The sequence below is a fragment of the Nonomuraea angiospora genome (assembly GCF_014873145.1).
Taxonomy (GTDB): Bacteria; Actinomycetota; Actinomycetes; order Streptosporangiales; family Streptosporangiaceae; genus Nonomuraea; species Nonomuraea angiospora.
This window is the reverse complement of the sequence record NZ_JADBEK010000001.1, coordinates 12,512,341-12,526,259: the sequence shown is the minus strand read 5'-3', so window position 1 is coordinate 12,526,259 and position 13,919 is coordinate 12,512,341. Positions and strand designations below refer to the sequence as shown.

The window sequence follows — 13,919 nt, the reverse complement described above, 5'->3', positions numbered from 1 at the left end:
GTGGTGTCGCGTCCGGAGACCTCTTCGCCTCGGCTACCTGACGACGCACTCCGTGGGGACCGACCCGTCACGCTCGTCGACGCACTTCTGGTTGATGACGGCGTCCACCCCCGGCATGCCCTTCACCGCTTCGGCCACCGCGCTCCAGTCAGCGTCCGGCTTCATCTTCAACCGGAAGGAGCTCGGCATGTCGTTGACGGAAAGGGCGGCGGCCAGCTTGGTGTCGCCGCGCTGCCGCAGCTCCTGCCGGAACTTCGTGTAGGCCGCGCGCCGGTCCTCGAAAGTGACCGACGCGAGCTCCGGTCTGGCCCGCAGGACTCGTTCGAGATCGGCCTGCTGAGCGACCGTGATGCCCTTCCCCTCGGCGATGATCTCTGAAGCGACGGCGCCCTGCCTGGATTCGACGACCGCCCCGCACGAGGGGGACTCCGATCCTGCCTTGCACAGGAAGACAGCGATCTCCGGCTTGCCCTCCGTCCAGTCTCCCGCCATGAACGGCGACACACCTGCCGCCAGCACGACCGGCTGCCGGTCGGCCGGCGCCAGGGTGACGGCGCCGGCGGCCCCCGCCATCGCCAGCCCGGCACCGATGACCGCGAACCGGGCTCGCACGCGGAACCTGCGCCGCCGAGGCGGCATCAGCGGCCGCACGCTCGCCCGGTCGACGGTGTCTCCGACCGCGGCCAGGGCGTCCCGCAGCCGGGTCTCCACGGAACTGTTCACGCGTCCTCCTCGAGTACACGGCCGAGGGCCTTGATCCCCCGGGCGATCGTGGACCGCGCCGTGCTCGCGCTGATCCGCATGGTCTCGGCGACCTCCTGGTCGGAGAGGTCGAAGTAGTAGCGCAGCGTCAGCGCCTCCCGCTGCCTTCGGGGCAACCGGCGCAGTGCCGCCAGCACCATCCGGCGGTCCTCGCTCACCAGCGCGGCGCTTTCGGCGGACCCGGCCGGCGGATCGTACGGTACGGCTCGCCGGAGCATCAGCGCCCGGCGTCTGAGCGCCGATCGACAGCCGTTGAGCACACCCGATCTGATGTAGGCGAGCGCGCGGTCAGGGTCCTGAATCCTGGACCTTCCCGCGTGGACGCGCGCGAACGTCTCCTGGACCACGTCCTCGGCGGTCGCCTGATCACCCAGCATGATCAGCGCCAGCCGGACAAGACCCACATGATGGGCGGCGAAGATCGCCGCGACATCCACGCGTTCTCGCGCCAAGGGCTCTCCTTCGGAGAGCAGTTCGACTTTCACATTCCAGAGACGTTCGGCTGCTCGGTTTGCTGCTCGGCTCGGCCCACGACTTTGAAAAGGGTGCCACGGTGGTATTTCCGGCCGTCACCCCTGTTGCACGAAGAAGGGAAGGACGGGCGCGGCGCAGGGGCCCGTACGCCAAGACGGCGGAGGTGGCTTGGCGGTCCGGCGGGGGGCGGGATACCGGGCGAGGCCGGCCCATCACCCCGCCGTCTGGGACCGGATGGGCTGGTCATGGTGCACGGCCGGCTCGATCCCCCGGGTCGGAGGTATTGCTGAATTCCCGCCGATCGGCGAGCGTACAGTCTGAAATCGGCCCTGGCCCCCGTGGGCGATACCGGCGGTGCACCTCCTGGGAGCGGTGGCCACGTGGCTCGCTTCCGCGCAATACCGCGCCGACCGCAGGGCGTCGCCGCCCGGCACCTTCCCCACCGGATTCCGAGACAGGGCACTGCGCAAAGCACGTTCTGCGCTGGACGCGAGGCTGGCCTATCAGCCGGCCGCCTGGGCCGGCATCGACCTGCAGGACGCCCCTGAGCGAGTGCGGCCTCCGGACGAGCTCACCGTGGCGGCCGAGCAGGCGGAGGCTCCGGACCGGGTGCTGACTTCGTTCGAGGCGGCGAGCCGGTCGCTCCTCCTGCTGGGAGCTCCGGGTGGGGGCAAGACCACCCAGCTCCTGTCCCTCGCCGCCGGCCTCATGAGGTCCGCGCAGGTCAAGGGCGCCGACGACTCTGTCCCGGTGGTGCTCGACCTGGCCTCCTTCCGCGGAACTCATTGCACGGCAGTCGCGTACGTTCTCCTCCCTTGGGCCGAGGGCTCCCATCTGCGGGGCCCGGAGCTGTCGCTGGAGCAGGCCGGCCGATTGGGCGAGCTGGCCGGGCACATCCACCACCGGCTGAACAGCCTCCCGCCAGGATCCGGCCTGGCCCGGATGACCGCCGCTCCACGTTCCAAGGTCGCCGACCAGGGTGCCGCCATCGCCGAAGCGGACCGCTACCTGCGGCTCATCTCCTCCCTTGAGGTCCGGCTGCCGTTCGACGTGACCGTGGCCGAGCTCCTGGAGCAGCGGAAGATGCTGCTCCAGGAGTACGGCGAGCGACGGCCCGCCAGTGACTCACCTGCCGGACCCGCCGGGTGGACCCACGGCGACCTGCAGTACCGCAACCTTCTGTGGCACGACGGGGAGATCGCAGCAGTGCTGGACTGGGACCGCATCCAGGTCCGGACGTTCGCCGAAGAACTCACCCGCACGGCGATGGTCCAGTTCATGTCCAAGGAAGGCCTCTTGGATCTGGAACGTGTCGGCGCGTTCGTCGCCGGCTACCGCCGTCTCATACTGCTGCGGCCGGAGGACGCGGCGGACGCTCTCGACCGGTTGTGGTGGAGACGGATGACGAGCTTCTGGCAGTTGGACTTCCACTACACCCGGGGCAACCACGGCGCCGCCGAGCTGATCGTCCCGACGGAGCGACTGCTGGCGTGGTGTGCCGAGCACCGGGAAGAAGTGGCAGCCGCCTTCACGGCGATCTGAAGAAGGGTTGCACAGCCGGCGCGCGCGTTATCGGCCGGACGGGTGAACGCCGTCCGCGAGTCGCTGAAGGTAGGCGTGCGCGGTCTCGACGAACTGCTCGAAGGGCTGGTCGGCCTGCCACTCCTCGTAGGCGGTCACCAGCGCCGCCATGGCGACGTTGAGCTGCAGGCGGGCCCACGGACGTTGCTCCGCCGGGGTCCGCTGGTCGACCCACTCGCGCAGGTCTCGCGCGATCCACTGGCTCGAGCGGATGAAGGTGCCGGCCAGGTCCGGCGAGGCGGCCTTGATGCGCTTCTGGGCCGCCAGTGATCGCTCGCTGGACCGGAAACTCTCAATGATCACGGCGGTGAGGGCGGGCCACAGGGGCTCATCGGCGGGACGGCGCGCACGGATCTCCGCCCAGGCGGCGATCTCGTCGGGGTCCGGCTCGGTGATCGTGGCTTCCTTGCCGGCGAAGTAGTTGAAGAACGTGGCCCGCGACACCTCCGCGGCCGCGGCGATCTGCTCGACGGTCACCGACTCGTAGCCGTGCTCGGCGAACAGCTGCAACGCCGCCTCCCGGATGGCGCGGCGCGCTCGCCACTTCTTGCGCTCTCGCAGCCCATGCGGCGCCCGGGGCGAGTCGGGAGAGTCGGCGGTCACGCGAACAGTCTACACCACCCTGGACTACATCTAGAATTAGACTCAGTCTAAGAATCGCAGTATGGTGAGTGCCCAGGGCAGCGGTCCGGACGTACGGCAGCAGCCCTGGTCAGGACTTCCGCGCGAGTCGGGACCTGCGCCCGAGTCGGCGATGAAAGGAGACATCCATGGACAAGATCTGGTTCGTCACCGGTGCGTCCCGCGGCCTGGGCCGGTCGTTCGTCGAGGCCGCACTCCAGCGAGGCGACCGCGTGGCGGCGACGGCCCGCGACGTCCAGACGCTCGACGACCTCGTGGAACGGTTCGGCGGCCTCGTCCTTCCTCTGCCGCTCGACGTGACCGACAAGAGCGCCGTCGCCAAGGCCGTCGAGGCGGCACACGACCACTTCGGCCGGATCGACGTCGTCGTGAACAACGCCGGCTACGGCCTGTTCGGCGCGGTCGAGGAGCTGGACGAGCAGCGTCTGCGCGACCAGATGGAGACCAACTTCTTCGGCGCCGTCTGGGTCACCCAGGCGGTCCTGCCCTACCTGCGCGCGCAAGGCTCAGGGCACATCATCCAGATCTCCACGATCGGTGGCATCGGCGCCTTCCCCGCCCTCGGCGGCTACCACGCCTCCAAGTGGGCCCTCGAAGGCCTCACCGAATCGCTGGCCCAGGAGGTCGCCGGCTTCGGCATCAAGGTCACCCTCGTCGAACCCGGCGGCTTCAGCACCGACTGGGCCGGCTCCTCCGCCGTCCACGCCGAACCTGACCCCGCCTACGACGGCGTCAGGGCCGCCATGGCTGCCCGAAGAGGCGCCGGCAGCCCCGGCAATCCCGCGACCGCCGGCTCCGCCCTCCTCACGATCGTCGACGCCGACGAACCGCCGCTGCGGGTGCTCTTCGGCGAGCAGCCCACCCAGCTGGTGAAGGCCCTGTACGGGCAGCGCCTGCGGACCTGGGCCGACTGGGAGCACGTCTCCCTCGCCGCGCAGGGCTGAGAAGACGGCCGCCCGGCGGTCTCCTCGGCCGCCAGGGCGAAGGAGCTCACGGGGCTCGGCGCCGGGGGCCAGCGGCATCCCGCGCCCGTCGCCGACCAGAGCGGGCGGGCCTCGACGACGCACTGCAAACCGCTGACTATGAGGCGAAGCGTTACTCGGATTCACAGAGGCGGTTGAATGTCTCGACGATGGCCGCCATGTCGACGGTGGGGTCCATGAGCCATTGGACCTGGAGACCGTCGGAGACTGCCAGGAGAAGGCGGGCCAGGTGCTCGGGGTTCACGCCAGTGCGGGTTGTGCCGTTCGCCTGGCCGGACTCCATGCCCGCCTTCGTGGTCTCGGTGAGGCGCCGGTAGCGGTCGGCGAAGAAGGCGTGCGCGTGGTGGTCCGGCTCGGTGGCGGCGGCGGACAGCGCCACGAACAGCTTCACCAGGCCGGGCTGGTCCATGTTGTGGCGGATGGTACGGACGACCGCCTCGCCCGCGCTGGTGATCTTGCCTTCGCCATCGGTGGTGAGGTGGTCGGTTTCGAGCGTGTCGCGCCGCTCCAGGACGGCCAGGAGCAGTTCCTCGCGGGAACCGAAGTAGTGCAGGAGGCCCGGAATGGAGAGCCCGACCCGGTCGGCGATCTCCTGGAGTGAGGAGCCGCGATCGCCCTGTTCGGCGAAGACCTCCAGAGCCGCGTCGAGGATCTGTGCGCGCCGCTGGATGCCCTTGCGGTAGGGGCCACGGGGTTTGCGCTGGGTGCTCACCGAAGAACGGTACTCCAGAGGGCTCTCGGTCTTGGACGCTTGCCGGCTCCTCCCGGAGGGAGCCTTTCTGAGGAGTTGCGAGGTCGGCGGGGGTTCTCCGGCGCCGGTCAGCGGTAGACGTGCGTCCCGGGACGGGCGTGGAAGGCGCGGCCGTCGGGCAGGACGACCTCGGCCTCGGTGCCGGCGGGGACGGTGACGGTCAGCTCGAAGCCTCCGTCGGCGTCGACGCGCCAGGCGGAACGGGCAGTGCCGTACGGGGTGTCGAGGGTCGTCTCCGCCCGGGTCAGCCCTCCTCCTGGAAGGGGGCGGACGGTGAAGCGGCGGTATCCGGCGCTGTCCGGGCCGGGGTCTTCGACGGAACGCAGACCGGCGGTGTGCGTGTGCAGGAAGCTGATGACCGCGCCCTTGCTGTAGTGGTTGAGCGAGGCGTCCGGACGGCCGTCGGCGTCGATGCCGTTCCAGTGCTCCCAGATGGTGGTCGCCCCGCGCTCCAGCATGGTCATCCAGGACGGTTCGCCGTCGCGCAGCAGCAGCTGGTAGGCGAGGTCGAGATGGCCGTGGTCAGCCAGGACGGGGAGGAGGTACGGCGTGGCCAGGAACCCGGTGCCCACATGCGTGCCCGCCTCCCGGATCAGAGCCGCCAGGCGCTCGGAGGTGGCGGCTCGCAAGTGATCGGGGACCAGGCCGAAGGCCAGGGCACGGACGTAGGTGGCCTGGGTGGCGGGGGTGAGCGAGCCGTCGGCGGCGAGGAACTCGGTACGCCAGGCGTCCAGCACGTGCGCGGCCAGGTCCGTGTAGCGCGCGGAGTCCTCGTGGTGACCGGTCAGTTCGCTGATCCGTGCGAGCAGGCAGGCGGAGCGGTACAGGTAGGCGGTGGCGACCGCGCCCTGGTCGGCGGTGCGGAAGGCCTCAGGGTCGACGCCGGGCTCGGTCCACTCGCCCCAGTGGAAGCCGCCGTCCCACAGGTATCGCTCGTGGGGGGCGGGCTCGGGGCGGCGTTCGACACGGCCGGGGTGGCGGCGGGTGCGGGCGCGCTCGGCGGCGAACTCGACCCAGCGGACCATCATCGGCCGGAACTCGTGCAGGAGGTCGAGGTCGCCGTAGGCGCGGTAGAGGTCCCAGGGGACGATGACACAGGCGTCGCCCCAGCCGGAGGAGCCGGCGAAGCGGTCGAGCAGCTCCGCGGGCAGGTGCTGCGCCGCCGTGCCGCCGGGGTCGGGGGCGAAGTTGTTCAGGCAGCCGTCGTCCCATTGGTCGGCGGCCAGGTCGCGCAGCCACTTCACGGAGAACCCGGCCACGTCGTACAGCAGGGCGGCCGTGGGCACGTAGAGCATCCAGTCGCCGGTCCATCCGGCCCGCTCGCGCTGCGGGCAGTCGGTGGGGATGTCGCAGGCGTTCCCTCGGAAGGACCACACGGCGATGTCGTGCAGCCGGTCGAGCCGCTCGTCGGAGCACGAGAAGGCACCGGTGCGGCGCAGGTCGGTGTGGACCACCACGCCGGTCGCATCGGCCGTTGTCAGGGGGCCGGCGGCGCCCTCGACGCGGACGTACCGGAAGCCGTGGGTGGTGTGCCGGGGCTCGAACGTCTCGCCCTCGCGGCCGGACGGGATGACGGTGTCGACCTGGCCCGCGGGCAGCTTGTCGCCGGTGAAGAAGTCGATGCCCCGCAGGTGCTCGGTGGTGAGGTCGCCGTCGCCGTCGAGGGCCTCGCCGTGGGTGAGCGTCAGCTCGCCGTTCTGGACGGGCAGCCTCAGGCGGAGCCGGCCGTTGATGTTCTGACCGAGGTCGACGAGGTGAGCGCCGGAAGGCAGGGGCGTGACCTCGATCGGTCTGATCTCCTCGACGACGCGCACCGGCGGGGCGGGAGAGGCGGTCAGCCGGGCGAAGTCCGCGTACAGGTCTCCGGTGGCCTCCTCGGCCTTGCTCCAGCCGGTCGCGTCGAAGCCGGGAGCCGACCATCCGGGCAGCGCCAGCCGCAGGTCGTGGCGCTCGCCGTCCATCAGGTCCGCCGCGGTGATCTCCGCCGTCGTCGAGAGCCACTCGCCGTCGGTGCCCACGACGGTCAGCGAGCCGTCGGCGTGCTCGATCCGGAGCTGAGCCAGCAGCGCGGTGCGCGGGCCGAAGCCGTCGGCCATCCGCATCGCGCCGGTCCGGCCGCGGAACCAGCCGTCCGACAGCACCGCCGCGAGCACCGCTGCTCCCTCGGTGAGCAGGGCGGTGACGTCGTAGGTCTGGACGTGCAGGTTCTGGCGGTACGCGGTGAAGCCGGGGGTCAGCTCCAGATCGCCGACCCGGCGTCCGTTCAGGAAGGCCTCGTAGATGCCGTGCGCCGTCGCGTACAGCCGTGCCCGTTTCACCGCGGCGGGCACCGCGAACGTCCGGCGCAGCAGGTGCGCCGGGCGTTGTCCCGGCTCTCCCGGCTGCGGCTCGGACGGTTCGATCCACCGTGCGGTCCAGTCGGCGGGCTCCAGCAAGCCCGCCTCCCACCATGACGGCGCCGACCAGTCGCTCTCCCCCGCGTCGGTCCAGACCTTGACCTGCCACTCCACGCGCTCTCCGGACCGGGTGGCGGGGCCGCCGTAAGGCACCAGCACCGACTGGTCGGACTCCACGCGTCCCGAGTCCCATCCGCCGGCGCGGATCCTGTACGCGAGCTGGACCTCGCTGCCCGCCGGCAGCGTCCACGACAGGCGTGGACGTGACACGTGGATGCCCAGGGGGACGTCGAGATGCTCGACGCGCAGGCTGGTGGGGACGGACATGGGCAGCTCCAGGGGTTGAGCCGGGTTCGCCGACCCGTTCGCCGGTCTTGGAACGAGGGAGACACTAACACTAAAACCGAGTGTTACTAGCTTTTGGCGTCGGGCCGTTCGGGCCGGTCCGTCATTGCCGTCCGCCCAGATGGGCGCCTGTTCAACCGGCACCGAAAAGCCGCCTTGATCGCGCTAGAATTGCTACTTGCACGTGTCATCGCCAGAAGGTGCGCAGAAGAGGCTCAGCTTTGACCGATTCCCGCCGTCGTCGAGTGACCAGCGTCGACGTGGCCCGCGAAGCGGGGCTCTCGCGAGCCACGGTCAGCTATGTCCTCAACGACACCCCCGGCCAGTCCATCCCGGAACCGACCCGCCAGCGCGTGCTGGCCGTCGCCCGGAAACTCGGCTACACGCCCAGCGCCCCCGCCCGCGCGTTGCGCAGCGGTCGCAGCGACTTGGTTCTGATGCTCCTGCCGGACTGGCCGCAGGGCTCCACCATGATCGACATGGTGGAGGCGGCGACCGATGCCCTGGCCGACCTCGGTCTGACGCTCCTGACCCATCACAGCGCGACATCGCATTTCGCGCCGATGGCCCGCATGTGCGCGGCCATCTCGCCGGCCGCCGTGGCCGGGGTGGTCCCCTTCACCGAGGAGGAGGACGCCGAACTGCGCCGGGCCGGCGTGGAGATCATCTTCCCCGGCGCGGACGCCGGCACGCCGGAGGCGCTGTCCTGGATGGGCTCCCCGGGCCGGATACAAGCCCACTATCTGATCGAACAGGGACACACTCGGCTGGGGTACGCGCTGCCCGAGCATCCCCGGCTGTACGGCATCGCCCGAGCCCGCCTGGCACAGGTGGCGGCCGCCTGCGCCGAGCACGGCCTCCAGCCGCCGACAGCCCGCCGGCTCCCGCTGGAGCCCTCCGCGGCCACCGCCACCGTCACGGCCTGGCGGACCGAACCCGGCTCCCCTACCGCGATCTGCGCGTACAACGACGACGTCGCCATCGCGCTGCTGGCCGGGGCGCGTTCTCTGGGCCTTGCCGTACCCGACGACGTGGCCGTCATCGGCGTGGATGACGGCCCGATGGCCAAACTGGCCTACCCGGCGCTGACCACCGTCGGTATCGACGCTCCGGCGCACGGCCGCACCCTGGCGGCCCATCTGGCCGCACAGATCAAGGGCCTTCCCGTGCCCGGCGTGGAAGAGACGGCCGAGCGCCTGATCGTCCGAGAATCCGCCTGACGGGGCCAAGCGCGAGCGCCGGCCCGAGCGAGAGCCGCCCTGCTGAGGAAAGCCGGTAGAGCGTCCCGAGGCCGACGCCGGCACGCGGCCACTGACACGTGTAATTTCCGCGCCTGGCTACTTGCACGTGTCAGTAATCGCTGCGTAACATCCGTCCACACCCCCTGCGCTCACCCGTCGAGCGTGCTACCTGGGACGGAGCCCCATGAACCTCGACACTCCCCCGCCCCCGGCGGACACGGCAGAGCCGCTGCCGAAGGTCGGCCCCCGCTACATCTGGCTGATGGTGCTGGCCCAGTTCGGCGTATTCCTCGCCTTCATCACGCCGGTGGCGATCTCCCTGTCGATCAGGCTCTCCCAGCTCGCCCCCGGACACGAGGAGTCCCTCGGCTACATCACCGGGGCGGGCGCCGCCGTCTCCGTCCTGTCCGGGCCCCTGATCGGGGTCCTCAGCGACCGCACCCGCACCCGGCTCGGGCGTCGCACGCCGTACATGATCGGCGGGACGCTGCTCGGCCTCGTCTCACTGATCGTGATGGCACTGGCCCCCGGCGTTCTCCTGCTCGGCGCCGGCTGGGTCCTCGCCCAGCTCGGATGGGGCTCGGCCCTGGGCGCGCTGATGAACTCGCAGGCCGACCGGCTGCCCGAGGAGCAGCGGGGCAAGGTCGCGGGGCTGTGCGGTTTCGCCACCCTGATCGCGCCGGTGATCGGCGTCGTCGCCGCCGGCGCCCTGGCCGGTGACAACCTGCTGCTGTTCATGGTGCCGGGCGTCGTCGGCGCGGTGCTGGTGACGCTCTTCGCCTGGCTGGTGTGGGAGAAGGACAGCCGCGGCCTGGCCGTCGCCGAGCCGCTGACCGCCCGGTCGCTCGCTTCGAAGTACGTGGTCGACCCGCGCAAGTACCCCGACTTCTCGTGGAACTGGCTGGGCCGCTTCGCCTTCTACTTCGGCCTCACGCTGAACACCACCTTCACCGCGTTCTTCTTCGCCTCCCGCCTCGGGGCCACGGTCGAGGAGGTGGCGGGAACCCTCGCGACGGTCTCCGGCATCGGCGTGCTGGCCACTGCGGGCGGCGCCTTGGGCGGCGGGTTCCTGTCCGACAGGCTCCGCAGCCGCCGCGTCTTCGTCCTGTCCTCCGGCTGCATCTATGGCGTGGGCACCGTGGTGATGGCCACTTCGTCGAGCGTGCCGCTGCTGTTCACCGGGTCCCTGATCTGCTCGGTGGGGCTGGGCATGTTCTCCGCCGTGGACCAGGCTCTGGCGCTCGACGTGCTGCCCGAGCGGGAGACCTCCGCGGGTCGTTTCATGGGCATCTTCGGGTTCGCCACCTCCGTCCCGCAGGCGCTCGCCCCGCTCGTGGCCCCGCTCTTCCTCGCGGTGGGCGCGGGTGCGACCGGGGGAGAAGAACTACACGCTGCTGTATCTCGTCGCGGCCGCCTTCACGGTGGCAGGCGGCGTGATCGTGCTGCGCGTCAAGTCCGTACGCTGACCGCGGCCGGACGCCCGAGTGAACGGCTGTTCGCCCTGGACCCTCTGCTGTGCCTTCGTTCCGTGGCTTTTCCGCTCGAATCAGCCTGCCACCGATGAATTCGGCGACCGGGCCAGGTCCATACCTACGCACCTGCAAGCCGCGCACATGATCAGTGAGGGACCATGAGCACAAACGCACTACCGCCCGTCGTCGACGCCGAGACCTGGCAGCGTCAGCTCGACGCACTGCGCGCCCGGGAGAAGGCCGCGACCCGGGAACTCGACGCCATCGCCGCCCAGCGCCGCCGCCTGCCCATGGTGCGGATGCCGGACTACACCCTCGAAGGCGAGCACGGACCGGTTCGGCTGGCGGACGTCTTCGAAGGCAAGAGGCAGCTGATCGTCTACAACCACATGTGGTTCGCGGGCAAGGAGTGGCAGTGCCCGGGCTGCACGGGGTTCACCTCGCAGTTCACCCGGCTGGAGTTCCTGGACGACTACGATGCCCGGTTCGTCATCGTCACCCAGGGCCCGATCGACGAGGCGCTCGCCTACAAGCGGCGGGTCGGGAACACGATGGCCTGGTACTCCACCGCGAACAGCCCGTTCGGCACCGACGTCGGCGCACCGCCCGGCGAAGGCTTCGCCGTCAACGTGTTCCTGCGCGATGGCGACACCGTCTACCGCACCTGGCACACCAACGGCCGGGGCACCGAGCAGCTCACCCACACCTTCGCGCTGATCGACCTGCTGCCGTACGGGCGGCAGGAGGAGTGGCAGGACTCGCCTGACGGCTGGCCGCAGTCGCCCACCTACAGCCGATGGGCCTCCTCCAAGGACATCGCCGCGCTCTACGGCCCTTCGTAGGAACTGTCGTACTCCATTGATTACCAGTCACCCTGTCAGTTTCCGAAGTCGTCGCACGGATGTGCGAAGTGGTCTGCACGTTCGCCAGAGCGGGCGTGCAGACCACTCGGTGGTGAAAGTTGGACAGCGTCATCTCCGGTAGGTATCTTCTCCGGGTCCCGCATCCAAGGAAGACGCTTCGTGACCGACATCGTCCCGCTGCGCGAGAACGCGCGTTTTCAACTGCTGTGGGTCGGCAGTGCGGTCTCCCAGCTGGGGTCGGAGCTCACCAGGCTCGCCATGCCACTGCTGGTGCTGGCGCTCACCGGCTCGCCCGGAGCAGCGGGCATCGTCGCCGGAGCCCGCACCGTCGCCTTCCTCGCGGTCCAGATGCCGGCCGGCGTCTGGGTGGACCGGTGGGACCGCCGCCGCACGCTCATCACTGCTCAGGGTCTCCAGGCTGCTGTCTCCGCGCTGCTGACGGTGCTGATCATCACCGGTCATGTACAGGTCTGGCAGTTCGTCGCACTGGCAGTGCTGGACGGGCTGTGCGCCGCGTTCGTCGGTCCCGTCCGGGAAACGGCGATCCGCGGCATCGTCCCCTCGGGCCAGCTGCACAGTGCCTATGCGCAGGAGGAGGCCCGTACCCACGCGGCCGGGCTGATCGGCCCTCCGCTCGGTGGCCTGCTGTACGGCGTGGGGCGGGCAGTGCCCTTCGTCGTCGACACCATCACTTTCCTTGCCGCCACGGTTTTCTACGCTTGCGCGAAGGTGCCGCGCCGCCCGGCGGACGAGCCGCAAGCCTCTGTACGAGATGATGGCGAGGAGCCGCGGCCGATCCGGCGCAGCATGCGCCGGGAAGCGGCTGAGGCCATCGCATGGCTGTGGCGCCGGCCTGGCCTGCGAGAGGTCACCGCGGCGGTGATGGTGCTCAACCTGCTGGGCGGTGCGTTCCTCATCCCGCTGATCGTGCTCGTCGGCGAACGCGGCGGTGATGCCCGGATCACCGGCACGGTCCTGGCCGGTCTCGGTATCGGCGGGCTGGCCGGCGCGCTGCTGTCGGGCCGTATCAGCAGGCTCCTGCCTCCCGGCAGGCTCCTGCTGGCCGTCGTGACGGTCTTCGGTGTCGCGCTGGCGGCCACGGCACTGCCCTGGGGGGCGTGGTGGCCGATGGTTCCGTTGGTGTTCATCACCTTGTCGACGCCCTCACTGAACGTGGTGATGAACGTGGTGGTCGCACGAATGGTGCCTGAAGCGATGCTCGGCCGGATGGGCGCGGTCTTGAGCATGGGCGGGATGGCGCTCAAGCCCCTCGGGCCGGTCCTCGGCGGTGCGGCGGCTGCGGCGCTGGGCGGCGCGGCGGCACTCATCGTGCTGGGCGGGCTGCTCTGCCTGACCGCCGCTGCAGCCGCGCTCAGCCCGCAGTTGCGCCACTTCACCGGAGAAGCCTCCGCAGCCGGAGACGACACTTCAACCGATGGCAACGCGCCGCACGCTCCCGCCTAGCGCCAACGTGACGACGGTTGCTCTCCGGCCTACCGTCCGGCAGTCCTTGGCCACCCGGCTCGACGCGCCCGCGCCACCACCGGCCCCGACCTGCGACGCGGGCCTTCGCATCCGCGTCCGACAGCTGATCCCGGACGGTGGCCGCGCAGCGCGCCGGCCCGGCCCCGCACCACAACGGCGTTGCTCTGCACGAACTCGCTCTCGTGGACCAGCACGCCCTCCGCGACCTGCCTCAGCACGAGCCCGTCTCCTTCGCGTCCCGGATGGCGTAGCGATGCGTCGTGACGCCCTGCTTGAACGATCGCTGCTCGAGCAGGTCGAGGTCGATCGGCACGTCGTAGTCGTCGAACAGCGGCCTGCCGAAGCCGAGGATCGCGGGATGGGTGAAGAGCAGCAACTCGTCAAGCAGTCCCGCCCGGAGCAGCTGCGTCGCGAGCGCCGCGCCGCCCACGCTGACGCTGCCGTCGGTGCCGGCCCGCAGGACGTCCGGCGGCGACGCGTCCTCGCGCGCCCGTGGCTGGTACTCCTCCATGACCTCGTAGTAGACCCGGCCGTGGACCATGAGCGCTAACGCCCGCGTCAGCGCGTTGCACTCGCGGTGCGGCTCCTCGTCGATGCGCAGCCACTCGCCGGCGCCGTTGTCCCCAGGAACTTGCTCGATCCGCAGGTCGAGGGAGACCTGCATCGAAGCTCGTGCTGCGCGACGTCATCTTCGGCGACCGCCGCTACTTACGCCCTCGGCAACTGGGGCCTCGACGCCACCTACGGCACGGCCGCCGAGCAGGAAGCGGCCGCCGAGCAGGAACACGCCGATCAACGGTGACGGAACGGCCCCCGCCCTGACCTTCCTGGGCTCCGGTAGCTTGCCGTCACCGCGACCGGCGACCGTACGTTCGGTAACTCTATGTTCGGTTTTGAAGACTTTTTCGGTCACGGCCGAATATG

Annotated in this window: 13 protein-coding genes; 6 read left to right on the top strand and 7 right to left on the bottom strand. The window is 70.3% G+C overall.

The window, feature by feature from the left end:
• Positions 1 to 33 precede the first annotated feature (33 nt).
• On the bottom strand, positions 34 to 723 hold the full coding sequence (locus tag H4W80_RS57445; RefSeq protein ID WP_192792737.1) for a cell division protein FtsX: 690 nt from the start codon (positions 721 to 723) through the stop codon (positions 34 to 36).
• Positions 720 to 1,214 carry a sigma-70 family RNA polymerase sigma factor gene (locus H4W80_RS57440; RefSeq protein ID WP_225964261.1) on the bottom strand — a complete coding sequence of 165 codons (495 nt, stop codon included), beginning with the start codon at positions 1,212 to 1,214 and terminating at the stop codon, positions 720 to 722. The genes H4W80_RS57445 and H4W80_RS57440 overlap by 4 nt, the downstream gene beginning before the upstream one ends.
• A gap of 376 nt (positions 1,215 to 1,590) precedes the next feature.
• Here H4W80_RS57440 and H4W80_RS57435 point away from each other — a divergent pair, with 376 nt between their 5' ends.
• Complete coding sequence (locus H4W80_RS57435) at positions 1,591 to 2,778, top strand: phosphotransferase (RefSeq protein WP_192792736.1); 1,188 nt, start codon at positions 1,591 to 1,593, stop codon at positions 2,776 to 2,778.
• Positions 2,779 to 2,805: 27 nt separating this feature from the next.
• Here the strand turns inward: H4W80_RS57435 and H4W80_RS57430 are convergent, their stop codons facing one another.
• The gene (locus H4W80_RS57430) at positions 2,806 to 3,420 is read right to left on the bottom strand and encodes a TetR/AcrR family transcriptional regulator (RefSeq protein ID WP_192792735.1); all 615 of its coding nucleotides are present in this window, start codon (positions 3,418 to 3,420) and stop codon (positions 2,806 to 2,808) included.
• A gap of 167 nt (positions 3,421 to 3,587) precedes the next feature.
• Between H4W80_RS57430 and H4W80_RS57425 the strand changes: the two genes are divergently transcribed.
• Positions 3,588 to 4,403, top strand: a complete 816-nt coding sequence (locus H4W80_RS57425; protein WP_192792734.1) for an SDR family oxidoreductase — start codon at positions 3,588 to 3,590, stop codon at positions 4,401 to 4,403.
• 151 nt (positions 4,404 to 4,554) lie between these two features.
• On the opposite strand, the gene H4W80_RS57420 is transcribed toward H4W80_RS57425, so the two are convergent.
• Positions 4,555 to 5,154, bottom strand: a complete 600-nt coding sequence (locus H4W80_RS57420) for a TetR/AcrR family transcriptional regulator (protein WP_192792733.1) — start codon at positions 5,152 to 5,154, stop codon at positions 4,555 to 4,557.
• 107 nt (positions 5,155 to 5,261) lie between these two features.
• Entirely contained in the window at positions 5,262 to 7,916 is a 2,655-nt protein-coding gene (locus H4W80_RS57415) for a family 78 glycoside hydrolase catalytic domain (protein ID WP_192792732.1), read from the bottom strand.
• A 263-nt stretch (positions 7,917 to 8,179) separates the two neighbouring features.
• On the opposite strand from H4W80_RS57415, the gene H4W80_RS57410 reads away from it, so the two are divergent.
• The 4 genes from H4W80_RS57410 (at position 8,180) to H4W80_RS57395 (ending at position 12,974) form a co-directional block, all read left to right on the top strand.
• Complete coding sequence (locus H4W80_RS57410; protein ID WP_318787551.1) at positions 8,180 to 9,154, top strand: LacI family DNA-binding transcriptional regulator; 975 nt, start codon at positions 8,180 to 8,182, stop codon at positions 9,152 to 9,154.
• Positions 9,155 to 9,359: 205 nt separating this feature from the next.
• Positions 9,360 to 10,739 carry an MFS transporter gene (locus H4W80_RS57405; protein WP_225964260.1) on the top strand — a complete coding sequence of 460 codons (1,380 nt, stop codon included), beginning with the start codon at positions 9,360 to 9,362 and terminating at the stop codon, positions 10,737 to 10,739.
• A 66-nt stretch (positions 10,740 to 10,805) separates the two neighbouring features.
• Positions 10,806 to 11,489, top strand: a complete 684-nt coding sequence (locus H4W80_RS57400; RefSeq protein WP_192792730.1) for a DUF899 domain-containing protein — start codon at positions 10,806 to 10,808, stop codon at positions 11,487 to 11,489.
• Positions 11,490 to 11,669: 180 nt separating this feature from the next.
• Positions 11,670 to 12,974: an MFS transporter gene (locus H4W80_RS57395; protein WP_318787550.1), complete on the top strand. Its 1,305-nt coding sequence runs from the start codon at positions 11,670 to 11,672 to the stop codon at positions 12,972 to 12,974.
• A 232-nt stretch (positions 12,975 to 13,206) separates the two neighbouring features.
• On the opposite strand, the gene H4W80_RS57390 is transcribed toward H4W80_RS57395, so the two are convergent.
• Together H4W80_RS57390 and H4W80_RS57385 are read right to left on the bottom strand one after the other, a co-directional pair.
• Positions 13,207 to 13,659: a dihydrofolate reductase family protein gene (locus tag H4W80_RS57390; RefSeq protein WP_192792729.1), complete on the bottom strand. Its 453-nt coding sequence runs from the start codon at positions 13,657 to 13,659 to the stop codon at positions 13,207 to 13,209.
• A 21-nt stretch (positions 13,660 to 13,680) separates the two neighbouring features.
• On the bottom strand, positions 13,681 to 13,908 hold the full coding sequence (locus tag H4W80_RS57385; RefSeq protein ID WP_192792728.1) for a hypothetical protein: 228 nt from the start codon (positions 13,906 to 13,908) through the stop codon (positions 13,681 to 13,683).
• Between the last annotated feature and the right edge of the window lie 11 nt (positions 13,909 to 13,919).

Bases quoted from the DNA above. Each gene is read 5' to 3' on its own strand.
- H4W80_RS57415 (WP_192792732.1), bottom strand. From the start codon at position 7,916: ATGTCCGTCCCCACCAGCCTGCGCGTCGAGCATCTCGACGTCCCCCTG.
- H4W80_RS57390 (WP_192792729.1), bottom strand. From the start codon at position 13,659: ATGCAGGTCTCCCTCGACCTGCGGATCGAGCAAGTTCCTGGGGACAAC.
- H4W80_RS57425 (WP_192792734.1), top strand. From the start codon at position 3,588: ATGGACAAGATCTGGTTCGTCACCGGTGCGTCCCGCGGCCTGGGCCGG.
- H4W80_RS57400 (WP_192792730.1), top strand. From the start codon at position 10,806: ATGAGCACAAACGCACTACCGCCCGTCGTCGACGCCGAGACCTGGCAG.
- H4W80_RS57405 (WP_225964260.1), top strand. From the start codon at position 9,360: ATGAACCTCGACACTCCCCCGCCCCCGGCGGACACGGCAGAGCCGCTG.